The sequence below is a fragment of the Caproiciproducens sp. MSJ-32 genome, assembly GCF_018918055.1.
Classification (GTDB): domain Bacteria; phylum Bacillota; class Clostridia; order Clostridiales; family Clostridiaceae; genus Clostridium.
Map to the genome: position 1 here is coordinate 1 of NZ_JAHLPS010000049.1, position 25,339 is coordinate 25,339.

22 protein-coding genes and 1 pseudogene are annotated in these 25,339 nt (G+C 33.9%); 2 read left to right on the plus strand and 21 right to left on the minus strand.

The annotated features are described in order from the left end of the window. Together KQI16_RS05755 and KQI16_RS05760 are read left to right on the plus strand one after the other, a co-directional pair. Positions 1-279: transposase (locus KQI16_RS05755; protein WP_216432742.1), on the plus strand; the 279-nt coding region annotated here is incomplete at its 5' end. 180 nt (positions 280-459) lie between these two features. After that, positions 460-687: pseudogene (locus tag KQI16_RS05760) on the plus strand (ATP-binding protein); the annotation flags it as partial. Positions 688-742: 55 nt separating this feature from the next. Here KQI16_RS05760 and KQI16_RS05765 read toward each other — a convergent pair. The 21 genes from KQI16_RS05765 to KQI16_RS05865 form a co-directional block, all read right to left on the minus strand. Beyond that, a complete protein-coding gene (locus KQI16_RS05765; RefSeq protein ID WP_216432743.1) occupies positions 743-1,141 on the minus strand; it encodes a TetR/AcrR family transcriptional regulator in 399 nt (132 codons plus the stop codon). Positions 1,142-1,144: 3 nt separating this feature from the next. Beyond that, entirely contained in the window at positions 1,145-1,369 is a 225-nt protein-coding gene (locus tag KQI16_RS05770) for a helix-turn-helix domain-containing protein (RefSeq protein ID WP_087171829.1), read from the minus strand. A gap of 385 nt (positions 1,370-1,754) precedes the next feature. Beyond that, positions 1,755-2,621 (minus strand): hypothetical protein, encoded by an 867-nt coding sequence (locus KQI16_RS05775; protein ID WP_216432744.1) that lies wholly within the window; start codon positions 2,619-2,621, stop codon positions 1,755-1,757. Between the two features lie 208 nt (positions 2,622-2,829). After that, a complete protein-coding gene (locus tag KQI16_RS05780) occupies positions 2,830-5,931 on the minus strand; it encodes a type I restriction endonuclease subunit R (RefSeq protein ID WP_216432745.1) in 3,102 nt (1,033 codons plus the stop codon). Further along, on the minus strand, positions 5,928-7,133 hold the full coding sequence (locus KQI16_RS05785; protein WP_216432746.1) for a restriction endonuclease subunit S: 1,206 nt from the start codon (positions 7,131-7,133) through the stop codon (positions 5,928-5,930). The genes KQI16_RS05780 and KQI16_RS05785 overlap by 4 nt, the downstream gene beginning before the upstream one ends. Then, positions 7,130-8,698, minus strand: a complete 1,569-nt coding sequence (locus KQI16_RS05790; RefSeq protein WP_216432747.1) for a type I restriction-modification system subunit M — start codon at positions 8,696-8,698, stop codon at positions 7,130-7,132. Before KQI16_RS05790 ends, KQI16_RS05785 begins: the two co-directional genes overlap by 4 nt. Positions 8,699-8,702: 4 nt before the next feature. Beyond that, positions 8,703-8,924 (minus strand): helix-turn-helix domain-containing protein, encoded by a 222-nt coding sequence (locus KQI16_RS05795; protein WP_216432748.1) that lies wholly within the window; start codon positions 8,922-8,924, stop codon positions 8,703-8,705. 62 nt (positions 8,925-8,986) lie between these two features. After that, the gene (locus KQI16_RS05800; protein WP_216432749.1) at positions 8,987-9,307 is read right to left on the minus strand and encodes a GIY-YIG nuclease family protein; all 321 of its coding nucleotides are present in this window, start codon (positions 9,305-9,307) and stop codon (positions 8,987-8,989) included. Then, entirely contained in the window at positions 9,307-10,254 is a 948-nt protein-coding gene (menA, locus tag KQI16_RS05805) for a 1,4-dihydroxy-2-naphthoate polyprenyltransferase (RefSeq protein ID WP_216432750.1), read from the minus strand. Before menA ends, KQI16_RS05800 begins: the two co-directional genes overlap by 1 nt. 214 nt (positions 10,255-10,468) lie before the next feature. Then, the gene (ilvC, locus tag KQI16_RS05810; protein WP_216432751.1) at positions 10,469-11,473 is read right to left on the minus strand and encodes a ketol-acid reductoisomerase; all 1,005 of its coding nucleotides are present in this window, start codon (positions 11,471-11,473) and stop codon (positions 10,469-10,471) included. 11 nt (positions 11,474-11,484) lie between these two features. After that, complete coding sequence (ilvB, locus tag KQI16_RS05815) at positions 11,485-13,161, minus strand: biosynthetic-type acetolactate synthase large subunit (protein WP_216432752.1); 1,677 nt, start codon at positions 13,159-13,161, stop codon at positions 11,485-11,487. 49 nt (positions 13,162-13,210) lie between these two features. After that, a complete protein-coding gene (gene ilvD, locus KQI16_RS05820) occupies positions 13,211-14,869 on the minus strand; it encodes a dihydroxy-acid dehydratase (RefSeq protein WP_216432753.1) in 1,659 nt (552 codons plus the stop codon). Between the two features lie 13 nt (positions 14,870-14,882). Next, the gene (gene leuB / locus KQI16_RS05825) at positions 14,883-15,959 is read right to left on the minus strand and encodes a 3-isopropylmalate dehydrogenase (RefSeq protein ID WP_216432754.1); all 1,077 of its coding nucleotides are present in this window, start codon (positions 15,957-15,959) and stop codon (positions 14,883-14,885) included. Between the two features lie 279 nt (positions 15,960-16,238). Beyond that, complete coding sequence (gene leuD / locus KQI16_RS05830; protein ID WP_119864342.1) at positions 16,239-16,742, minus strand: 3-isopropylmalate dehydratase small subunit; 504 nt, start codon at positions 16,740-16,742, stop codon at positions 16,239-16,241. 13 nt (positions 16,743-16,755) lie between these two features. Continuing rightward, positions 16,756-18,015 carry a 3-isopropylmalate dehydratase large subunit gene (gene leuC / locus KQI16_RS05835; protein WP_216432755.1) on the minus strand — a complete coding sequence of 420 codons (1,260 nt, stop codon included), beginning with the start codon at positions 18,013-18,015 and terminating at the stop codon, positions 16,756-16,758. An 18-nt stretch (positions 18,016-18,033) separates the two neighbouring features. Further along, positions 18,034-19,629, minus strand: coding sequence for a citramalate synthase (gene cimA / locus KQI16_RS05840; protein ID WP_216432756.1), 1,596 nt, complete (start codon positions 19,627-19,629; stop codon positions 18,034-18,036). Between the two features lie 135 nt (positions 19,630-19,764). Further along, the gene (gene ilvN, locus KQI16_RS05845) at positions 19,765-20,265 is read right to left on the minus strand and encodes an acetolactate synthase small subunit (RefSeq protein ID WP_119864339.1); all 501 of its coding nucleotides are present in this window, start codon (positions 20,263-20,265) and stop codon (positions 19,765-19,767) included. A 592-nt stretch (positions 20,266-20,857) separates the two neighbouring features. Beyond that, positions 20,858-22,201, minus strand: a complete 1,344-nt coding sequence (gene glmM / locus KQI16_RS05850; RefSeq protein WP_216432757.1) for a phosphoglucosamine mutase — start codon at positions 22,199-22,201, stop codon at positions 20,858-20,860. 35 nt (positions 22,202-22,236) lie between these two features. Beyond that, on the minus strand, positions 22,237-22,545 hold the full coding sequence (locus tag KQI16_RS05855; RefSeq protein WP_216432758.1) for a YerC/YecD family TrpR-related protein: 309 nt from the start codon (positions 22,543-22,545) through the stop codon (positions 22,237-22,239). A gap of 84 nt (positions 22,546-22,629) precedes the next feature. Next, on the minus strand, positions 22,630-23,451 hold the full coding sequence (locus tag KQI16_RS05860) for an AIM24 family protein (RefSeq protein ID WP_216432759.1): 822 nt from the start codon (positions 23,449-23,451) through the stop codon (positions 22,630-22,632). A gap of 112 nt (positions 23,452-23,563) precedes the next feature. Next, positions 23,564-25,168: an NAD(P)/FAD-dependent oxidoreductase gene (locus KQI16_RS05865; protein ID WP_216432760.1), complete on the minus strand. Its 1,605-nt coding sequence runs from the start codon at positions 25,166-25,168 to the stop codon at positions 23,564-23,566. Between the last annotated feature and the right edge of the window lie 171 nt (positions 25,169-25,339).

Sequence of the window (25,339 nt, forward strand, 5' to 3'; positions counted from 1 at the left end):
ACCTCAAAAAAATTTAATCGTCAAAGAAAAGAAGCCTTAGAGAGAATAATTAGTGATGAAGGTTGCTTGCTAAGAATGAATAGGAGTATTCAAGCAGAAGGTTCCTTTGCGCAAGTTAAGCAAGATATGGGATTTCGAAGATTTCTCTGCAAAGGAAAGCAGAATGTTTTGTCAGAAAGTATCCTTTTAGCTATGGCACATAATATAAACAAACTACATAACAAAATCCAATCAGGCAGAACTGGAACACATCTTTTTTCGTTAAAAAGCTCTGCTTAATTTTAGAACTTTAAAAATCAAGTGTTCTGAAAAAAGCCTTAAATAGAAAGGCTTATTAAAGTGCGCCATTTTTAAGGAGTAGAGATGAATTTATTTGAAAAACTCTTTAAAATTCATATAAAACAGTACAAAATAAGAGCTGAGCATTAGCGATTTTTAACCGCTAATGCGACAGCCCCTAAAGAAGAAGCAAATATGTTTTTTCAACTAATAAACAAAAGATACGAAAAATCTAGTACAATAATTACTACCAACAAGGAGTTTAGTAAATGGCATGAGATATTTGGTGATATAACGATTGCTAACGCAATATTAGATAGGTTATTGCATCATTCTACAGTTGAAAAAATAACAGGTAAATCTTATAGAGTTAAAGATAAAATATTCACTAATAATTCCAAAAAATAATTAGTCAAAAGTGTTAAAAGTTATATTTGCAAATTTGTTAAAAATAATATTGACATTAACACTCAGATGTCATTTTTCGGTTGCCTAGAACGCCGTCTACATACGTCCTGACCACATAAGTACAGACCCGCCATTGGTATTGCTCATAAATGTCTCGGTTGACGGAATGATAGATATGAAGCACCGCTTTCTGATTGGCCAGAGCAAATTCCAGTGCTGCATTGATACAATCGTCCAGGGAATCGATGGTAGGATGCCCCCGGATAATCCGCTCCGCATCCTCATCTACAATGCTTTCCACCAATTGCGGCAGGTCCTGGTAATAGTAATAAAAGGTATTGCGGTTCACGCCGCAGTCATCTACAATATCCCGAATGGTAATTTGGCTCAAAGGCTTCTCGTTCAATAGTTTCACAAATGAATCCCGAATGGCTTTTTTAGTAAAACTGGCCATGCGTTACGCCTCCTTATTACACAGTGTAACGACATCTGAAATATCACATTGAAGGGCAACACATATTTTTACAATCGTATCCAGATGGACCGGCTGATCTTTTCCCATTTTAGCAATCACGGACGAACTGAGATGTGCCATATTCTGTAAATCTTTTTTCTTCAATTTACGGTCAATCAACAGTTTCCAAAGGCTGTTATAAGAAAGGCTAAGCGTTGCATTATCCATTTTTCCACCCCACAGTGTTGTGTCATGATATATATTATATCGTTTTTTTCTTCTAATACGCAATAGAATTTACACGAAATCGCTATTTTTATATAGTTAATAAAAAGTCCGCCGATTACAAGTCATCACGCAAAAGTTTTTTGGAGACAATCTTCAGATAGAATTTATATGGATGTTTGCAAAGTAGAAAGGAACAAATACGAAGGAAATTCGTATGTAGTAAGATGCCGCCCGGAAAGAAGCGTTCTCTTAGAGATTGAAGAAAAACTTAAATGAACAGCTTCAAGCGGGGCAAAAAAGACCAGTCACAATCTGCAACGAGCGAGGTGGATTGATGTCTTTTACATTGTCGGTAGTCGGAAACACGTCAAAGGCTCTTTTTGCACTATCGGTAGGCGGGAACATGTCCACAATCATTAACTTTTCTCAGACGTTCGTTGATGAGATCCGCACGTTCTTCCAGCTTGCTTATAAGCGTTGAAATATACTCTATCAGGTCATCTCTATTAGTTGGTATAGGGTTTTCATTTGTCAAAAACTTAGTTCCTTGAATACCACCTTCATTAATGCTATAAAAGCCTTCTAAACAGTAATCTTCTCTATGTTTAATAAACCAATTTTTCCAGTCCTCATTCATTTTCTTAATCTTATCGTCTTCGAGGTTTGTACTCTGTTTTTGAATTTTATCTATCATAAGATTCAAACTGTCAAGTATGTTACTTGTTCCCTTTTCCTGATTGTATGGATATCCTGGATGGGGCATAAAATTCACAAAAGAATCATTAAGGTGTGCAAGTCTTTCGAGTTTACTAAATAACTCACTGTCCTTTTTTAGTTCATTTCTCAGACAAAATAAAAACATTTTTTCATCAAGGCTTTTTTCTGCTATTGTTTCTTTTTTGCAATAAAAGCGGCTCTTATATTTGGAATTAGTTTTCTTCCTATAATACAGCTTTCCTTTTTCAATTTTAAAATCACAAATATATTCACAATCGCAGTCATCTTGCTTGGATATTATATCTAAAGCCAATAAATATATGAAATAGAAGTTGAATATTGTATCCGTATAACTATAGTCCCATCCTAATCTAATGAATATCGCTTGTGATAATTCATTTTTTTCGTAGTCGCCTACTTTGTTTTTATATCGTTCCAATAAGCGATGAATTGCATCGCCATCGTTTTGTGTAAAACTCGAGCAAAGAGTTTTATAATCCGTCAGCAAAAAATTCTTAAAAACAGTATCCGACATAATGTCACCTCCTTCGATTTTGTAATTATTCTGCTTTTGACATCAAGACAACACACTCCACATGGCATGAATGCTTGATTGTGACTGGTCTTTTGCTTCAAATCGTTAGGATAAAGTTTTATTAATGCAGCCTTGGATTTAATACAATATGTCCAATTTGCTTTATTCTGTAATCTTGGATGCATGGGTATAAGTTTTTTGATTTCTATTACACCAACCCTAAATACTTCTCAAAGAATAACATTAGTTTTTCAATAATTCCTTGTTTTTTCGCAGCTCTGCCTCCGCCAAAGCGAGATACAGGTGGCATGATTTTATCAATGGCTGTACCGGTTGTTTTAAGTATCCCATCTCGGAAAGCATTGTCGATGAATCGGCGGGTTTCTTCAGGCTTTAATTTTTCTTCTTCTATAATTGCTGAAATATCCGCTTCCTTACGCTCATGGAGGAATTTGCGCCAATCCTCATCCACTTTGGTCGATACATTGACTTGCTCTATAAAACGCTCGATAAGCTCTTTCTTACTTCGAAGTTCAATACTTGAATTGATAGCCTTATCAATAGTTGTAAGAATGCTTTTATCCTTGCAGTTGGATTGCTGATATTTGGCTACAAGCATAAGGATGTAATCAATGTTTACCTCTATCTGCTTGACCAGTTCAATCTCAAAAACTATGTCATCATTGATAGTTTCTTTGTCACCATCAGCACCTTTTCTGTATTCCTGATACAGGTCAATATAAATGCTCTGATAGTCCTGAAAATCCCTTTCAGATAAAATCTCGTTTCCTTCAAAGTCATCGAAGGAAGTAAGAATATTTCTGAGCCTGAGTATTGCTCCATATAACCTGATAAAGTCTTTTTCTGCTTCTTCTCCAAGAATAGGTTGGCCAAGGGGATACTGTGTTGTAAGGGTTGCAATCAGTTCAGCATAGCCCGGCTTATACTCACCTTTATCATCATAGCCGTTATAGTATTCTTCGTATGTTTTTAGCAGTACAATACCGCCAGCATCCTTATTACCGAATAGTGCAATAGCTTTATCTGTTTCTTCTTTCAAATCTCTAAAGCAAACGATATTACCATAGGTCTTAACGCTGTTTAGGATGCGGTTAGTTCTTGAAAAAGCCTGAATCAGTCCATGCTGTCTCAGGTTTTTATCTACCCATAGGGTATTCAGGGTTGTTGCATCAAAGCCTGTAAGAAACATATTGACAACAATCAATATATCAATCTCCCGATTCTTTACACGAAGAGAGAGGTCTTTATAATAATTCTGGAACTTATCCGAGGAAGTATCGTAATTCGTGTTAAATGTGGAATTGTAATCTCGGATAGCCGCCTCAAGAAAATCTCTGGAGCTCTGGTCAAGGTTTTCCATATTAAAATCCTCTTCAGGAAGCAGTCCATCTGGCTCTTCTTCATTTGCACTAAAACTGAAAATAGTTGCAATGGTAAGGTTACGGTTCTTTTGTGCTATCTGCTTCTTAAACTCATTATAGTATCTGATTGCCATTGGGATGGATGCAGCAGCAAATATGGAGTTGAAACCGGCAACTCGCCTTGTTTCACGCTTTTCTATCATCTTTTTAGGGTTGTGCTTATCTGCTTCTTCCCATTTCGCAGAGAATGTGTAATAACTATTGCGCTTCGTCTTCTGATCAAAGTGTTCAAGAACGTAAGAAACAATTTCACTAATTCGCTGTGGATCTGCTAAGGCTTTTTCTCTATCTATGCTATAGACTTTTTTATCATTAACGTAATCAGGCATCTTAATGGTATTGATAAAATCTATTCTAAAAGGCAGAACATTCCCATCATTGATGGCATCCACAATGGTATAAGTATGTAGCTTTTCTCCAAAGGCCTGCTCGGTTGTACGGAACAATGGGTTACCTCCTGAACTAGCATTGGCAGCAAAAATTGGGGTTCCCGTAAAGCCGAAGATATGATAGTTCTTAAAGCTCTTCGTAATTGCTTGATGCATTTCACCAAATTGGGAACGGTGACACTCATCAAAAATCAATACCACATGTTTTTTATAAATATCATGCTGTTTGTTTTTTCGAATAAATATATCCAGCTTCTGAATAGTGGTTACAATGATTTTGTATTCATGAGGATTTCCTTTTTCATCCCTGTCCTCCAATTGTCTTTGAAGAACTCTTGTGGACGTATTACCGTTAGCTGCTCCCTTTTCAAAACGGTCATATTCCTTCATAGTCTGATAGTCTAGGTCTTTACGGTCAACAACAAACAGTACCTTGTCTATGTAAGGCAAGGCAGAAGCTAATTGGGCTGTCTTAAAACTGGTCAATGTCTTACCAGAGCCTGTTGTATGCCAAATATATCCTCCAGCTGCAGTTGTGCCCATCTTCTTGTAGTTGGTTGATACTACAATACGTGATAATATACGTTCTGCAGCAGCTATTTGATAAGGACGCATTACAAGGAGCAGATCTTCAGATGTAAAAATACAATATTTTGTTAGTATATTTAAGAGGGTATGCTTGGCAAAAAATGTTTTAGTAAAGTCCACAAGGTCAGGAATAATTTTGTTATTTGCATCTGCCCAAAAGCTGGTAAACTCAAAGCTGTTGCTTGTTTTTTTACTTCTTCGACGTTCACTACTGCTTTGTTCCTTGATATGTGCGTTTCTTGTGGTGTTGCTATAATACTTTGTATGGGTGCCATTGGAGATTACAAATATTTGCACATACTCAAATAAACCAGAAGCCGCCCAAAAGCTGTCACGTTGGTATCTTTTTATTTGGTTGAAAGCTTCTCGGATAGCAACACCACGACGCTTTAACTCCACATGAACCAGGGGAAGTCCGTTGACAAGTATAGTCACATCATATCGAGTTTCATGCTTGCCACCTGCTTCTTCGTATTGATTAATAACCTGCAAGCGATTGTTATGGATATTCTTTTTATCCAAAAGGTATATGTTTTTTGTTGTTCCATCTTCACGTTTTAGAATTTGGATATGGTCATCCTGGATTTTTCTGGTCTTTTCAACAATTCCCTCGTTAGTATTTGCTATACATTCCGTGAAAAACCTATCCCATTCGCTATCAGTAAATGTAAAATCATTAAGCAGTTCAAGTTGCTTTCGGAGATTTGCTATCAATGCAGCTTCATTGTGCACTGAAATATATTCATATCCTTGGGAAGTTAGTTGCCTAATAAACTCCCGCTCAAGTTCTGCCTCGCTCTGATACTTTTCAGGTCGGACATTGTATTCAGCTGCATATTCAGCAACAACCGTTGCTTCGTCAGTACTTGCAACGATATTGTATATACTCATGCCTTCACCTCCTTGAAAGATAACAGTTTATCCCTGTAATATTCATATTGCTTTTGCCGTGCTTCGATTTCAGCAGGAATACCGCTGGTTAAGTCGTTACACAGAGCGTCAAAGCGATCGAGGATAGCTACGATGCGTTCCTGCTCTTTTATAGGAGGGAGGGGAACTTTATATTTATCTGTTACAGGAATTGATATTTGTGGCATTTGCATATTATTAGCTATACGTTGAAAATAGTTCACATTTTTTGAAAGATAGTAGTATACAAATTTAATATTGACATTTTTATTTTCACTATAATATGACCAGAATTCATTTTTATGGCTAAATGGCTTATCATAATACTCAAATTCAATAATTCCACGTGACTTAACAATTATAGAAGGGTTTAAATTAATATCTTTTTTTGGGATATCTTTAAAATCAACATCCGCATAAGTTTTACCACCAGCAAATATTCGTACTTCACCATTCTCTTTATGTAATTGTCTCATTTTTTGTGCTGTTATATTTGTTCCCTTTGTACGTATTAAAAGATCACTTATAGCAAGTCTTGGCACATCATCATCAAATGTCAGCAGCAAATCCCTATAATACTCATACTGTTTTCTTCTTGCTGTAAGCTCTGCTGTAAGCTCTGCTGTAAGCTCTGTGAAATTGTCCAGAATACGGACAATTTCCTGCTGAACAGCTAGAGGGGGGATGGGGATAAGTAGCTTTTTCATTTCACCCATAGATACACTTTTTACTGTTCCTCCCAATGCTTTAACCAAATATCGTTCTCGAACTCTTTGTGACATAAGGGCATACATTAAGAATCTCGATATGATTCTTTTCTTGTCTGGTTTTATTGCATAAACTCCTTCTTTTATATTCCAATTTATTGGGGGGGATTCAATGACAGCAGTTTCTCCAATTGTTCCTGTACCTGAAAAAAGAACATCTCCAACCTCTAAATTAGAGCGATTGTTACAGAGCTTCAACGCTTCATCATTTATTCGATCCGTCTTATCTGTAAAAATAACCTTATTATTCCTTAATTCTCTTATTGTTACATAATAATTTTTAGCATCAACAGTATTCAACCGAAAAAATTGTCGTGGGTTAAGACCTGTATTAAGAGAAAGAATAACCTCTTCTAATGGTACTAGCTCCACTCCATCTGGACAAAGTTCAGCAATCAATTCATCTAATTTACTCATTTGCCCACCTCAATTTCTGCAATAATCTTATCTATTTCTTCCCTTAAAATCTGCTCTCTCGCCACAATTTTTTCTATCTCAGCATTGAGGGCAACAATATCAATCTTTTCTCTCATATCTTCTTGTTCCACATATGTTGAAACAGATAGGTTATAATCTTGTTCAGCTATTTCACTGTTTGGAACAAGCCTAGCAAAATGCTCAATATCCTTTCTATCTTTGAATGCGTTAAGAATGGTCTCAATATTTTCCTGTGTCAGCTTGTTGTTATTCGTAACCTTAACAAATTCCTTTGATGCATCGATAAATAAGGTGCTATTTTCTGATTTAGACTTCTTCAGCACCATAATGCAGGTAGCAATGCTGGTACCATAGAACAAGTTATCTGGTAACTGAATGATACAGTCGATATAGTTATTGTCAATCAGGTACTGCCTGATTTTCTTTTCAGCGCCTCCGCGGTACATTACACCGGGGAAACATACAATAGCCGCTGTTCCGTTTGTCGCAAGCCAAGAAAGACTATGCATAATAAAAGCAAGGTCTGCCTTGGATTTAGGAGCCAATACTCCCGCTGGAGAAAAACGGGGATCGTTAATCAAAATAGGATCATTGTCGCCCTTCCATTTAATAGAGTATGGAGGATTTGATACAATGGCTTCAAAAGGCTCATCATCCCAATGTTGCGGATCTGTTAGTGTGTCACCAAGGGCAATATCAAATTTGTCATAATCAATATCGTGCAGGAACATATTGATTCGGCACAGGTTGTAGGTTGTAATGTTGATTTCCTGACCGAAAAACCCTTGACGTACATTTTCTTTTCCTAAGATTTTTGCAAACTTTAGCAGTAGAGAGCCAGAACCGCAAGCGGGGTCATATACCTTGTTGACTTCAGTTTTTCCTACTAATGTTAAGTGGGTAAGGAGTTCAGAAACCTCCTGCGGCGTATAGTATTCACCACCACTTTTTCCTGCATTGGATGCATACATACCCATTAAAAATTCATAAGCATCACCAAATGCATCTATGGTATTGTCTTTGTAGTCTCCCAGCTTCATTTCTCCAACAGAATTCATTAGCTTAACCAGCTTTTCATTACGCTTTACTACAGTGTTACCTAACTTATTGCTGTTAACATCAATATCGTCAAACAAGCCTTTGAAATTATCTTCACTCTCTGTTCCTTGGGCAGATGCTTCTATATTACTGAAAATCTGTTCCAGTGTTTCATTTAAGTTTTCATCGTCCTTTGCACGAGCTCGGACATTTTCAAAAAGCTCGCTGGGTAAAATAAAGAAGCCTTTTGTCTTAACTAAATCCTCTCGTGCCTGTTCTGCTTCTTCGTCGGATAGCTTGGCATAATCAAAATCCCTATTGCCAGCTTCCCATTCTCCGGCGTTAATATAGGCAGTAATATTTTCAGATATGTAGCGGTAAAACAGCATTCCTAGAACATATTGCTTAAAATCCCATCCATCTACACTGCCTCTTAGATCATTTGCCATATTCCATATCGTGCGGTGTAATTCCGCCCGTTCCTGTTCTTTTCTGTTATTTTCCATAACTCTACTCCCTTTCTTCAACCATATTTGGCACTAATTCCATGATATCTTTAAAATCAACGCCAAGCGCCGTACAAACCTTTACAAGAACATCCATACTGACATATTCGTTTTTAGAAAGCTTTGAAATTGACGATGAACTTATTCCCGCAGCAGCTTGTAAATCTTTCTTCTTCATATCGCGGTCAATCAACAATTTCCAAAGCTTTTTATAGCTAACGGTCATCTTGGTCACCTCTTTATATATGTTTTTTCCATTATAGCACATTTTCTTCAAACATAACATGATTATTCTGTGTTTGTGAAGTAATTTAATATTTCATTTTCCTCCTCAAGCCTTGCCATCTTCTTTAACATTGCCTGATACTCTTCTGATTTAATTAACTTTACCTTTTCTTTTCTTGATAATCGTTTTATTTCATATTCCCTTTTCATTGCTTCTATTTTATCTTCATATTCTTCATAATAAACTAATTTTACTGGAAGCCTTACCCTTGTATATTTTGCTCCCTTTCCATTATTATGAGCTGCAATTCTTTTTTCTAAGTTGTTTGTCCATCCTGTATATAAACTTCCATCAGAACATTCTAACATATAAACATAATTCATTATATTATTACTCCAACTAAAATAGTAATAGCTAGTACAATATTAGTAAGGGCAAAGTTTTCAACTGCTAATCCAAAAGTATCTTTTTTAGTTTGAAGTTCATTAAATTTATCTATATTTTCCTTGACCTTTTTTAGTACTAAAACTGATAAAAGAGAATAAAGAGGAAGAACTCTAATAACAACGGCTATAACAATTGCTATATAACCAATATAATATAGCCATTTAAATAATTTAAGGGCATTTTCCTTGCCTATATAAATTGGAAGAGTATATCTCTTATTTACTATATCATCTTCTATATCACAGATATTATTTGCCAACATAATATTTGCGATTCCTGTTATTGCAGGTAAACAGACTATAAATAAAATTATAAGTTCCTTTAAATTAAATACTATATTTATACTATTTAAATTAGAATAATTAATATTTAATATTCCTTTATCAAATACATGTATATACATAGTTATAAAAGTTAATAAAAAACCCATAGCAAGACCTGAAAACACTTCCCCAAAAGGAGTTCTGGAAATTGGAATTGGGCCAAAGGTATAAGTAATACCAATAAGAAAGGCTAATGCGCCAAGTAATAAAACTACAATATTTGTATTTGCAACTAATAATAATCCTAAAAGAGCTGCTATTCCTAACATTATATATATTAAATATCTTACATGATCAGGATTTAATTTATCTCTTACAATGGCATTATGGCTTTCGTATCCAAAGCCTTCTTTCTTTATTGCCTTTGCATAATCTATATAATTATTTATTGCTGTAGTTGTCATATCAAAAATAAGCATTGAAAAAAACATTATTATTGCATTTTTAAAATTAAAAGTATTGTATCTATAATATACAAATAAAGATGCTAGTAAATATGGAATTACACTTGCAGCCTTTGTTTGAATCTCTACTAATTTTAAAAAACTCTTTATTTTCAAGTTCAATACTTCCTTTCAACTAAAATTATTACTAAATTAAATAATATTTAATCCAAAATTATTATATCATATAATTATAAAACTTCTCATAGCAATTGATCCATTTTGTATGTTTTCATGAATAAAATCTATTTTTTCTCCTTCTTCTTGAAGGGCTATTGTATAAATCAAAGGAGCTATATCAAAATTTCTTGATATTGCCCCTTTTATATCTTTAATCTAACTTTTTAGTATCAATCCAACTCATCATTTCTCTTAATTCTTTTCCTACCTTTTCAATTGGGTGTTCTGCTTCTAATCTTCTTCTTGCATTAAATATTGGTCTTCCAACTTGATTTTCTAAAAGCCAATTCTTAGCAAAAGTTCCATCTTGAATTTCTTTTAATACCTTTTTCATTTCTTTCTTAGTATCTTCTGTGATAATTCTGTTTCCTACAAGATAATCACCATATTCAGCTGTATCAGAAATGGAATATCTCATAGCTGCCATACCACCTTGGTACATTAAATCTACTATCAGTTTCATTTCATGCAGACATTCAAAATATGCATTTTCCGGAGCATATCCAGCTTCTACTAATGTTTCAAAGCCTGCTTTTATAAGGGCAGTAACTCCTCCACAAAGAACAGCCTGCTCTCCAAACAAATCTGTTTCTGTTTCATCTTTAAAAGTAGTTTCTAAGATACCTGCTCTAGCTCCTCCAATTCCATTTGCATATGCTAATGCTAAATCTTTTGCATTACCAGTTGAATCTTGATAAACTGCTATTAAACATGGAACTCCAGAACCTTCTGTATAAGTTCTTCTAACCATATGGCCTGGGCCCTTTGGAGCACACATAAATACATCTACATCTGCCGGCGGAACAATTTGACCATAGTGGATATTAAATCCATGAGCAAAAACAAGCGCATTACCCTTTTCTAAATTTGGTGCAATTTCTGATTTATATACAGCTGCTTGTTTTTCATCTGGTAATAGTATCATTATAACATCTGCTAATTTTGCAGCTTCAGCTACAGTTAAAACTTCTAATCCTGCCTTTTCGGCTCTCTCTTTAGATTTACTTCCTTCATAAAGACCAACAACAACATCTACTCCGCTTTCCTTTAAGTTTAATGCATGAGCATGACCTTGGCTGCCATATCCTATTATTGCTACCTTTTTTCCCTCTAATAACTTTAAATTTGTATCTTTTTCATAATACATTTTTGCCATTTTACATCCCCCTAATTATTTATATTATCTTCACTTATTATTTCATCAATTGCTGCACCTGGTGCAACCATTGGAAATACCTTTCTATCATTATCAACAACATAATCTATTACAACAGGACCCTTATTTTCTAATGCCTGTGTTAATACATCCTTTAAATCTTCTTTTCTAAAAACTCTATAGCCTCTACCGCCAAAAGCTTCTGCTAATTTAACAAAGTCAGTTGCCCTGTTTAAGGTTGTATAAGAATATCTTTCTTCATAGAATAAACTTTGCCATTGTCTTACCATCCCCAAGGAATTGTTATTAAAAATTATTACTATAATAGGTAAGTTATTTTTAACTGCAGTTACTAATTCATTGCAGTTCATTCCAAAACTCCCATCTCCAGCTATATTAATTACTCTTCTATCCTTTAAAGCAACTTGAGCCCCAATGGCTGCCCCAAGACCATATCCCATTGTTCCAAGTCCTCCAGAAGATATAAAGCTTCTAGGTTTCCTAAACTTATAATATTTAGCTGCCCACATCTGATGTTGTCCAACTTCTGTTGTTATTATAAAATTCCCATCATCAAATTCATCTAATTTTTTAAATAAAAATTCTGGTGTCAACTCCCCTGTATCTGTATCTTTTATCACATTTAATGACTTTAATTCCTCAACCTTTTCTAGCCATTCTTCATCTTTCTTTTCTTTAAGTAATGGAATAAGCCTTTGAAGAACACTTTTTAAATCCCCAATAATAAATGCATCAGCTTTAATATTCTTATTAATTTCAGCTGGATCTACATCTATATGAACTACCTTTGCATTTTTTATATGCTTTTGATTGCTTATAACTCTATCGTTAAATCTAGCACCTAAGCAAATTAATAGATCACACTTTGATGCTAAAATATTTGATGCTTTTGATCCGTGCATTCCAATCATTCCTGTATATAATGGATGCTCCTGTGGAAAAGCTGAAATTGCCATAAGAGATGTAGCTATTGGTGAATTAATTTTATTTACTAATTCAATAAGTTCATCATAAGCTCCTGAAGCCACTACTCCTCCCCCGGCATAGATGAAAGGATTTTTAGCCTCATTAATAAGTTTTGCAACCTTTTCTAAATCCTTTTCTGTTAAGTTTTTTACCTTTCTTTCTACTTTTTTAGGTATTAAAGGCTTGTATTCAGCTTTTTCAGCCGTAATATCTTTTGGTATATCTATAAGTACAGGCCCCGGTCTCCCCTCCTTAGCAATATAAAAGGCCTCTCTTATTATTTTTTGTAAATCCTTTATATCCTTAACTATATAGTTATGCTTAGTTATTGGCATTGTTATTCCAGTTATATCGACTTCTTGAAAGCTGTCCTTTCCAAGCAGATTTCTTGGAACATTTCCTGTTATTGCAACCATAGGTATTGAATCCATATAAGCTGTAGCTATTCCTGTTACAAGATTTGTTGCCCCAGGGCCAGAAGTAGCTAAACAAACTCCAACCTTTCCCGTCGCCCTTGCATATCCATCAGCTGCATGAGCTGCCCCCTGCTCATGAGCCATTAAAATATGCCTTATCTTATCTTTGTATTTATATAATTCATCATATATATTTAAAACAGCCCCTCCTGGATATCCAAAAATGGTATCAACACCTTCATCCAAAAGGGATTTAACTAAAATTTCTGCCCCAGTTAAATACATAAAAGCCCCCCTTTTTATCAATTCACAATGAACAATGGAGAATTGTCCATTATTTTAATATTGCTCCTTTGCTTGATGAACTTACTAATTTTGAATATCTATATAAATACCCCTCTTTAATCTTTGGTTCAAAAGCTTTTAATCTTTTTCTTCTTTCTTCTAAAACTTCCTCTGGAACTAGCAGCTCTAGTTTACCATTTATAATATCTATTGATATTTTGTCTCCTTCTTCTACTAGCGCTATTACTCCCCCTTCAGCAGCCTCTGGTGCAACGTGTCCTATAGATGCTCCTCTTGTAGCTCCACTAAATCTTCCATCTGTTATCAAGGCTACATATTTATCTAAGCCCATTCCTGCAATTGCTGAGGTTGGTGACAGCATTTCCCTCATACCAGGTCCGCCTTTTGGTCCTTCATATCTAATGACTACAACATCACCCTTAACTATTTTCCTTGATAAAATAGCTTTTATTGCATCTTCTTCACTATCAAACACCCTTGCCGGTCCAGTATGAACCAGCATTTCTTCTAGTACTGCTGACTTTTTAACTACTGCCCCTTCTTTAGCCAAGTTTCCTTTAAGAACTTTTATTCCTCCTATTTCACTATAAGGCTTATCTATAGGTCTTATAACATCATAATTTAAAACCTCTGCATCCTTAATATTTTCTCTATGGCTTTTTCCTGTAACTGTAATGCAGTCAAGAGCTATTAAATCCTTCTTTGAAAGTTCCTTAATTACTGCTTGAATGCCACCAGCCCAGTATAATTCCTCAATGTGGGTATCTGAAGCTGGCGCAAGTTTACATAAATTAGGGGTAATTTCTGATACCTTATCTATAATTTCATAATTTAACTCTATTTTTGCTTCATTAGCTATAGCTAATAAATGCAGAATACTATTGGTTGAGCATCCAAGGGCCATATCTACTTTAAGGGCATTAATTAATGCTGATTTTGTAACTATATCTCTTGGTTTTATATCTTCCTTAAGAATATTCATTATCTGCATTCCTGCCATCTTAGCTAGTCTAATTCTTTCTGAATAAACAGCTGGGATTGTGCCATTGCCTGGTAGAGCTAACCCCAAAGCTTCTGACAAGCAATTCATTGAATTTGCAGTAAACATTCCAGAACAAGAACCACATGTAGGACAAGCATTATTTTCTAAATTTAACAAATCCCCTTTAGATATATTTCCACTCTCATAAGTTCCCACCGCTTCAAACATAGTTGAAAGAGATACTTCTTTTCCCTTAAATTTACCTGCTAACATTGGACCGCCGCTGACAAAAATCGATGGTATATTAAGCCTTAAAGCAGCCATTAACATCCCTGGAACGATTTTGTCACAGTTTGGAATAAACACTAAGGCATCAAATTGATGGGCCTTAGCCATACACTCTATAGAATCTGCAATTAATTCCCTAGTAGGTAATGAATATCTCATCCCCTCATGCCCCATTGCTATACCATCACATACTCCTATAGCTGGAAATATTATTGGAGTTCCGCCCTTCAGAAGGATGCCTTTTTTTACAGCTTCTGTTATCTTATCTAAGTTAATATGGCCAGGAATTATATCATTTTGTGAAGTTACAATTCCTATTAAAGGCCTATCTATTTCTTCATCAGTCAATCCTGTTGCCTTTAGCAATGATCTATGAGGAGCTTTAGCAGCTCCCTTCTTTATTGCATCGCTTCTCATAATAACACTTCCTTTAACTTAATATTTTTTCTAATACAAGTCTTCCTATCTCCTTTGTCCCAACTAACTTCTTTCCATCACTCATAATATCTGCAGTTCTATAACCCTCTTCAAGGACACTAAAAACTGCCTTTTCTATAGCTTTTGCTTCTTCTTCTAAATCAAAGCTATATCTAAGCATCATTGCAGCTGATAATATTGTTGCTAGAGGATTAGCTATTCCTTGACCAGCAATATCAGGTGCACTTCCATGGATTGGTTCATACATTCCTCTTTTTCCTTCTCCTAAGGATGCTGAAGGGAGCATACCTATTGAACCTGTTATCATACTAGCTTCATCTGATAAAATATCACCAAACATATTGGAAGTAACAATTACATCAAATTGTTTTGGATTTCTTACAAGCTGCATTGCTGCATTATCAACATACATATGATTTACTTCTACCTCTGGATATTCCTTTGCCAATTCATCTATTACCTTTCTCCAAAGCCTTGAACTTTCCAGTATATTGGCCTTATCAATACTTGTTAGCTTTTTATTTCTTTTCATTGCTGTTTCAAAGGCAATTTTACCTATTCTTCTTACCTCATTTTCATTATATCTTTCAGTATCATAAGCTCCCTTAACACCATTAATTTCTTCTCTTCCTCTTTCACCAAAATATATGCCTCCTGTTAGTTCTCTAACAACGCATATATCTATTCCATCTCCTATAATTGAATCCTTAAGAGGTGATGCTTCCTTTAATGGGGCATATAAAAGAGCTGGTCTTAAATTACAATAAAGTCCAAGACCTCCCCTAAGACCTAATAAGGCTTGTTCAGGTCTTATTTTTGCATCAGGATTGTCCCATTTAGGTCCTCCTACAGCACCAAGTAAAACTGCATCTGCCTTTTTACAAGCTTCTAAAGTTTCTTCTGGAAGAGGTATACCCTCCTCGTCTATTGCACAACCTCCTGCTAAAAGATATTCATATTCAAACTTATGATTAAATTTATCCCCAACACAATTTAAAATATTCACAGTTTCTTCAACAACTTCTGGACCAATTCCATCTCCTGCTATTACAGCTATTTTATAATTCATTTTAATCCCCCCAACTATTCAGTTCACTGTTCACTATATTTTTTGCTTATTACTTCTTACCTATCACTTCTTAACTCTAACTTATGCTTCTTACCCCAACTCCAAACTCCTAACTACTAACTAAATTAAGCTCCACACTCAACACTCCACACTCCAAACTAAATTTAGCTCCACACTCAACACTCCACACTCCAAACTAAATTTAGCTCCACACTCCAAACTACTAACTACTAACTCCTAACTCCCAACTCCAAACTCCAAACTACTAACTCCTAACTCCTAACTCCTAACTGAATTATTCTTGTTTTTAATGTAATTCACTAGCCCATTTGAGTTTATTATTTCCTGCATAAATTCCGGGAAAGGTTCCCCTTGGTATTGTTCATTTTTTGTATGATTTGTTATTACTCCAGTTGTGAAGTCTATTTCTAGTTTGTCCCCTGCATCTATTTTATCTACAGCCTCTTCGCATTCTAAAATTGGAAGTCCAATATTTATAGCATTTCTATAGAATATTCTTGCGAAGGTTTTTGCAATAACACAACTTACTCCACTTTCTTTAATTGCTATTGGTGCATGTTCTCTTGAAGAGCCACATCCAAAATTTTTATTTGCAACGATAATATCTCCAGCTTCTACCTTTTTCACAAAATCTTTATCAATATCCTCCATACAGTGACTGGCTAGTTCCTTTGGATCTGATGTATTTAAATATCTTGCTGGAATAATTACATCTGTATCTACGTTATCTCCATATTTAAAAACTTTTCCTACTGCTTTCATTTATATCTCCCCCTTAAATTAACTCTGGATTTGTTATTTTTCCTGTTATTGCTGATGCTGCTGCAACTGCTGGACTTGCTAAGTAAACTTCTGATTCAACATGCCCCATTCTACCAACAAAATTTCTGTTGGTTGTTGATACAGCCCTTTCACCCTTTGCAAGTATTCCCATGTGGCCACCTAAACATGGTCCACAAGTTGGTGTAGAAACAACAGCTCCAGCTTCTACTAAATCCTTAATTATTCCTTCTTCTAAAGCTTGAAGGTAAATTTTTTGAGTTCCAGGGAAGACTATACATCTCACTCCTTTTTTCACTTTCTTGCCTTTAAGTATATCTCTTGCAACTCTTAAATCTGATATTCTACCATTTGTGCAAGAACCTATAACTACCTGATCTATAACAACATCCCCAACTTCATCAATAGTTCTCGTATTATCTGGTAAATGTGGAAATGCAACTGTCGGTCTTAAGCTGCTTAAATCTATTTCATAAACCTCATCATATTCTGCATCTTCATCTGCTTCATAAACCTTATATTCTCTAGTTGAATGTTCTTTTAAATACTCAATTGTCTTTTCATCTACTGGAAAAATTCCATTTTTTCCACCAGCCTCAATTGCCATATTTGCCATTGTAAATCTATCATCCATTGATAAATACTTTATTCCGTCTCCTACAAACTCCATAGATTTATAAAGAGCTCCATCTACCCCAATCATTCCAATTATATGAAGAATAATATCTTTTCCACTTACCCATTTTGCTGGTTTATTTCTGAGTACAAATTTTATTGCCGATGGAACCTTAAACCAGCACTTTCCTGTTGCCATACCAGCTGCCATATCTGTTGAGCCAATACCTGTTGAAAAAGCTCCTAGTGCTCCATAGGTACAAGTATGTGAATCTGCCCCAATTACCACATCTCCTGCAACTACCAAGCCCTTTTCAGGTATTAAGCAATGTTCTATTCCCATTTCACCTACTTCAAAGAAATTAGTTATTTCTTTTTCTTTTGCAAAGTTCCTTATGAACTTACATTGTTCCGCTGCCTTTATATCTTTATTAGGTGTAAAGTGGTCTGGAACTATAGCAACTTTATCTTTATCAAAAACTTCTTTAAAATTTAATTTTTGAAATTCCTTTACTGCTACAGGTGATGTTATATCATTACCTAGCACCAAATCCAATTTTGCCTCAATTAACTGTCCTGCCTTTACTTTATCTAGTCCTGCATGTGCTGCTAATATTTTTTGTGTCATTGTCATTCCCATTTGTTTTAGTCCCCCTTTTTAAAAATACGCTTTTAAATTTTTCTCCATATCTTTAATTAATTTATATTCCAAGGAGTCAACTAAGGCGGTCCAGCTTGCCTCAATTACATCCTTAGACACCCCAACTGTAGTCCAATTTTCCCTGCCATCAGTAGATTCTATCAATACTCTTACCTTTGAACCTGTGGCACTTTTTGAATCTAAAACCCTTACCTTATAATCGACTAATCTTACTTCTTTCAACTTTGGATAAAAACTTTCAAGGGCTTCCCTTAATGCCTTATCTAATGCATTTACAGGTCCATCTCCCTGTGAAGCTGCAATTTTATTTTCATTATCCACTGTAATATTTACGATTGCTGTTGATGTAAAGTCCTTATTGCTGAAGGGTTGTTCTACTATTGTTTTAAAGTGATTTAACTGAAAGAAAGGCTTATATTTTCCTATTGTTTTTCTAATAAGAAGTTCTACGGTGCCCTCTGCACCTTCAAATTTATATCCCTCATACTCCAACTCTTTTAATCTATTTGTGACTTTAGTTACTTCTTCACTATCTCTTTCTATATTAGGAAATATCTTTTGAATTTCTTTTAGTATTGTACTTCTGCCACTTACCTCAGAAATTAAGAATCTTCTATCATTTCCTATAAGTTCAGGATTTATATGTTCATAAGACTTTGTAGATTTTGTTACTGCATCAATATGCATTCCACCTTTGTGGGCAAAGGCTGACTCCCCAACATAAGGCATATTGTCTGTAAGCTTAAGATTTGAAATTTCAGATATAAATCTTGCTGTTTTTGTTAATCTTGATAATTTTTCTTCCTCTACTACCCTATATCCCATTTTTAGCTGCAAAGTTGGAATTATTGATGATAAATTTGCGTTTCCACATCTTTCTCCAAATCCAATAAAAGTGCCTTGAATATGAATTACTCCTTCTTCTACTGCTGCTAATGAGTTTGCCACCGCTAAACCTATATCATTATGGCAATGAATTCCTATCCTTCCTCCTAGTTCTTCAACCACTTTCTTTGATATTTCTTTAATTTCTTTAGGAAGAGTTCCACCATTTGTATCACATAAGACTATAACATCTGCACCAGCCTTTTTTGCTGTTTTAATAGCTTTTATTGCATATTCCTTATTAGCTTTATATCCATCAAAGAAATGCTCTGCATCAAAGACTACTTCTTTATTTTTTTCCTTAGCAAATTTTATTGTATCAAATATCATATTTATATTTTCTTCTAAAGAAGTTTTTAAAATTTCTTCAACCTGAAAATCCCATGCCTTTCCGAATATCGCAACTGTTTCTGTATCTGCCCCAATTAAACTCTTTAAATTTTTATCTTCTTCAGCTTTAATATTGGCCTTTCTTGTTGAACCAAAGGCTACAAGTCTTGAATTGCTAAGTTTTACCTCCTTTATACGTTTAAAAAACTCCATATCCTTTGGATTTGATCCAGGATTTCCAGCTTCAATATAAGTAACCCCAATTTTATCTAATGCTAAAGCCAGCTTTATTTTATCCTCCAGCGAAAAGGAAATGTCTTCACCCTGTGCCCCATCTCTCAAGGTTGAATCAAATATTTCTATTTTTTTATTGCTCATTGCCATCCCCCCTAAGTACAATGCAAAATTCACAATTTTGGGAATAATTCAGCATAGCTGAATTATAAATTTTAGAAACTGTATAACAGTTTATCTTTAATTATCAATTGTCCATTTTCAATCTTCAATTGGATACTATTCGTATTTTGTTATATCGTTATCCCCTCTTTCTAGGGCTGTTACCCCCGTTCTTACCATTTCTACTATTCCATAGGACTGCATTAATTCTATCAAGGCTGATACCTTACTTTCATCTCCAGTAAGTTCTATTGTTAATGTTTGTTGTGCAACATCTATAATCTTGCATCTAAATATTTTTACCAGCTCATTTATTTCTCCCCTTTTTTCTGGTGGAGCTTGTACTTTTATTAATACTAATTCCCTATATACAGAATTTTCTGACTTTAATTCATATATTTTTAAAACGTCCTCTAGTTTATTGAGCTGCTTTGTAAATTGCTCTAAAACATCCTCGTTTCCAGTTAAAGCTATTGTCATTCTTGATATTTCTTTATTTTCAGTACTTCCAACTGTTAAACTGTCAATGTTAAATCCCCTTCTTGAAAATAATCCCGCTATTCTAGCTAATACTCCTGAAGAATTACGAACTAACACAGATAATATGTGACTTTCCAAATGATCATTCCCCCTTCCTAAAAAAGTGTATAAAAATACCACCTTCGATAATATAAATCAATGGCGGTAATCATAACTCAACATTAAATTACTATCACCAGGTTCCAACAAACCCTTGCCTTTAACGGTGCTTACCGGTTATCTCTTACTAATACATTTTTGTACTTTCAAGATACTGCTCTGGAGTGATGATTATTTAGTAAAGTATCCATTCACACCAACCATGGACTCTCTGTAACTTTATTCTCTAAATAATGGTCTCCTTCATAGCATTTATTCAATTTAATATTTCTTATTCAATTTTACTGTTGATAAAAATATTACACCTATTATCCACCTAAGTCAATCTTTTACAGAATTTTTACAAAATCATTTTTTCTTCCCCCTTTATCACTATATCCTATTAATAATTTTTTAATATATTAAGGTTTTTCATTGCAAATTAATAAAATTTTTAAGAAAAATAATAAATATACATTATAATACCTGGCTTATTTTAATAAATTTTATAATAATAAAAAATAGTAAATTGTATAAAAAAAAGAAGATTACTCCCAATCTTCTTTTTTTATATCAGTCCTATTAATAGATATTAAATTTTGCTCAATATTAAATTAACTAAATCATTAGCCATTCTATCTATTTCTTCTTGATTTTCGCCTTCCAGCATTACTCTAACTAAAGGTTCTGTACCTGAAGGTCTTATTAAAACCCTTCCAACTCCATTTAAGGATTCTTCTATCTTTTTTATAGCCTCAACTATTTCTTCATCTTCTAAATATATATTCTTTTTATCGTTAGGAACTTTTGCATTAACTAATACTTGAGGAAGCTCCTTCATTATTGAAGCTAATTCACTTAAAGCCTTATTTTCCTTCTTTCTTATAGCTGCAACTTGAAGAGCTGTAACTAGTCCATCACCAGTTGAGTTATGGTCTAAGAATATAATGTGTCCAGATTGTTCTCCTCCTAGAACATAGCCATCCTTAACCATTTCCTCTAAAACATATCTATCTCCAACCTTTGTTTTTATAACATTTATTCTTTCTCTTTTGCAAGCTATATCTAACCCTAGATTGCTCATTACTGTTACTACTAAAGTATCATCCTTTAGTTTTCCCAATTCTTTAAGATGTTTTGCGCACATCATTAATATAAAATCTCCATGAATTAAATTACCTTTTTCATCAACAGCTAAACATCTATCTGCATCTCCATCAAAGGCAAATCCTAAATCACATTTTTCTGATACAACATATTCTTGTAAGTCTTCTGGATGAGTTGAACCACAGTTTTCATTTATATTTGTTCCATCTGGTTTATTATAAATTACATGAACTTCTGCCCCTAATTTTTCAAAAGCTTTAACAGCTGCAATTGACGCAGCACCGTTTGCACAATCTAAGGCTATCTTTAATCCTTTAAAATCTACATCTATTGTTGAAATAGCATAATTTACATAATCATCTAATGCAGAAGATTTTATATAAGATCTTCCAAGTGCATTTCCTATTGGTGTAGGAACACCTTCAAAATTACTTTCTATTATTCTTTGTATTTCATCTTCTAATTCGTCCTTTAATTTATATCCATTATTATCAAAGAACTTAATACCATTATATTCTACAGGGTTGTGAGATGCTGATATCATAATTCCTGCATCTGCATTATATTCTCTTATTAAATGAGCAACAGCTGGTGTAGGAATTACTCCTAACATAACTGCTTCAGCTCCAACTGATAGTATTCCTGCAACTAAAGCAGCTTCTAACATATCACCTGAAATTCTTGTATCCTTAGCAACTAATATTTTAGGCTTATGAGTCCCCTCAGTTAATACATAAGCTCCAGCTCTACCTAAACCATAAGCTATTTCACAAGTTAACTCTGTATTTGCAATTCCCCTAACTCCGTCTGTTCCAAACATTCTATTCATATTTATACCTCACTTTTTACATATTTTTAGAAAAACTAATTTTGTTCTTTATTTTCTAATCTATCTAAAATTGTGTTATATCCACCAGTCCCATAATTTAAGCATTTATTAACTCTACTAATTGTGGCACTGCTTGCCCCTGTTTTTTCAGCTATTTCAGTATAAACTCTCTTTTCCCTTAACATTTTTGCTACAGATAATCTCTGAGCTAAAGCCTTTAACTCATTTATTGTAGCAACGTCTTCAAAGAAATCATAACATTCTTCTATGGTTTCAAGCTTAAGTATTGCTTCAAAAAGCAAGTCAATATCCTTACTTTTTAGCTTACTTTCTCCATTAGCCAATAGTCTCACTCCCTTTTTCTTTGGACTACTTAATCCTACTAAATTATATCTATATTTTACTTAACTTACAACATTACAAGATATCTAATTTTGTATATTTTCTATATCTCTTAGATATTCTATCATATCTTCTTCTATCTTTTCTCTTAAGATTTCATAAACTTTTAAAGTGGGAGCTAACCATAACTCTCCAGTTCCATTATAAATATTTAAAAACTTTCCTTCGGATGAATCTCCTAATAAATTATTAGACAGTTTTTCTATTTCATGTTCTATGCTTCCGCTTCTTAAAAGAACCATATCTCCATTTATTTTTATAGAATCTCTATATATTTTACATTTTAATATTTCTTTATGAGAAACTGGAATTGTTATTAATGCTATTCCACTGCCTACTAACTTTAATTTATTTGAGTATTCCTCCAAGTAAGGATCCTTTAATTCTCTTAAACTCTCAATTTCAATTGAGTTCTCACAGGCACAAAAGGCTTTACTATCAATAATTATTTCTTCATCTTCTAATTCTAGTAATACAAAATTTTCAAAAGCTGCTTCTAAAAACACTTCTCCAGAACCCTCAATAACAGGTTTTAAATTTGTTTCCTTCATCATAATATTTGAAATTAATCTTTTTCCAATTCCAACAAAATTATTTTTACTTTCTATATTTATTTCTCCCTTATAATAACTTAACTTTCCAGGCTCAATTTTTATTTCACTATTATCAAGGATAATTCTTGCCTGCCTAAGTTTATTATTTGATTTTCTTATATAATCTAACTTCATTGATATTTTAGGATCTATATTCTCTCCTAACTCATCATACTCTAATATTTGAAAAATAGTGTCATTTCTCATTTCAGCTATCATTGTCATTTTATTACTTATGTTAAAAGATGTTCTCACAAAATCACCTCTTACTACATTTTACCATATTTTTCTATATTATAAGAACTTTTTCATTAACTTATATGTATATAAAATAAAAACTCTCTGCCCTTAGCAGGAGTTTTTATTCCTAATTATTGATTGGACTATATTTTTCTATTATTTTTTCTGCTACTTTTATTCCATCTACTGCTGCTGATATAATTCCTCCAGCATAGCCTGCCCCTTCTCCTGCTGGATATATTCCCTTTATTGATACACTTTCTAAATCATCATTTCTTTGTATTCTAACCGGGGCAGAAGTTCTTGTTTCTATACCGGTTAAAACAGCATCCTTATCCCCATAACCATTAATTCTTTTATCAAAAACTGGTATTGCTTCCTTCAAAGCTTCAATTACATATGATGGAAGGCATTTTCTTAAGTCTTCAAAAATATATCCGCCAGTGTAGCTTGGCTTTACTCTTCCAAGTTTAGTACTCACTCTATCTTCCATAAAATCCCCTAACAATTGAACAGGTGCCTTATATCCACCACCACCTAACTTATATGCCAAAGCCTCATAATGTCTTTGGAATTCCATTCCCCTTAAAGGTGAATCTCCTTCAAAATCCTCTGGCCTTACAGTAACAACTAAAGCTGAGTTAGCATTTTCTAAATCTCTTGTATGATAGCTCATTCCATTTGTAACTAGTCTATTTTCTTCAGAAGCTGCAGATACTACAACTCCTCCAGGACACATACAGAAAGAATATACTGCCCTATTTAATCTTTCACTTTGATAAGTTAATCTATACTCTGCCGCCTTTAGCTTTGGATGATTATACATATCTCCATATTGGCTTTTATTTATAACTTCTTGAAGATGCTCTATTCTTACTCCTATAGCAAAGGCCTTAGCTTCCATATAAATTTCATTTTTATAAAGCATTTCATAAGTATCTCTTGCACTATGACCAATTGCTAATATTAAATTGTCACACTCTATTTCTCTTTCATTAACAATTATGGATTTTAATTTTCCATTTTCATGTTTTATTTCTTCTAATTTATGTGAAAATAATACTTCTCCGCCTAATTCTATTATTCTATTTCTAATATTTTTAACTACTCCCTTTAATAAATCTGTTCCTACATGGGGCTTTGCTAAATATGCTATTTCCTCAGGTGCTCCTGCTTCTACTAGCTTTTTTAATACATAATCACATCTTTTATCCTTTATTCTAGTAGTCAATTTTCCATCCGAAAAGGCTCCTGCCCCACCTTCACCAAATTGTACATTTGAATCTACATTAAGCTCTCCTGTTTCCCAAAACTTATTAACAGTCTCAGTTCTTTTATCAACATCTTCTCCACGTTCAACAACAATTGGTTTATAACCATTTTCAGCTAAGGTCAATGCAGCAAATATTCCTGCTGGTCCAAAACCAACTACTACAGGCCTATTATTTAATTTTCTATCCCCAAACTTTACTACACCTTCATAATATGATTCTTCAAGTTTTATATCTTTATCCTTTAATCTTTTAACAAGAGCTTCTTCATTATTACAGTTTAGCTCAACATGATAAACAAGCTTTATATCACTTTTTCTTCTAGCATCTAAGCTCTCTTTTAATATTCTGAAATTTTTAATTTCCTTTTCTAATATTTTTAGCTTCTTAGCTGCTTTTTTAATTAAAACTTCCTTGTCTTCGTCTAATTTTAAAGAAATATTATTTATTCTAATTGTCATCCTTTTTTCCTCACTTTTCTTCAGTTTAGAATAGATAATTTAGTTTGGAGTTAGGAGTTAGTAATTAGTAGTTAGGAGTTAGGAGTTAGGAGTGGAGATAACTCCACACTGTATTTTTATTTCACACTCCAAACTCCACACTGTATTTTCACTCCACACTCCTAACTACTA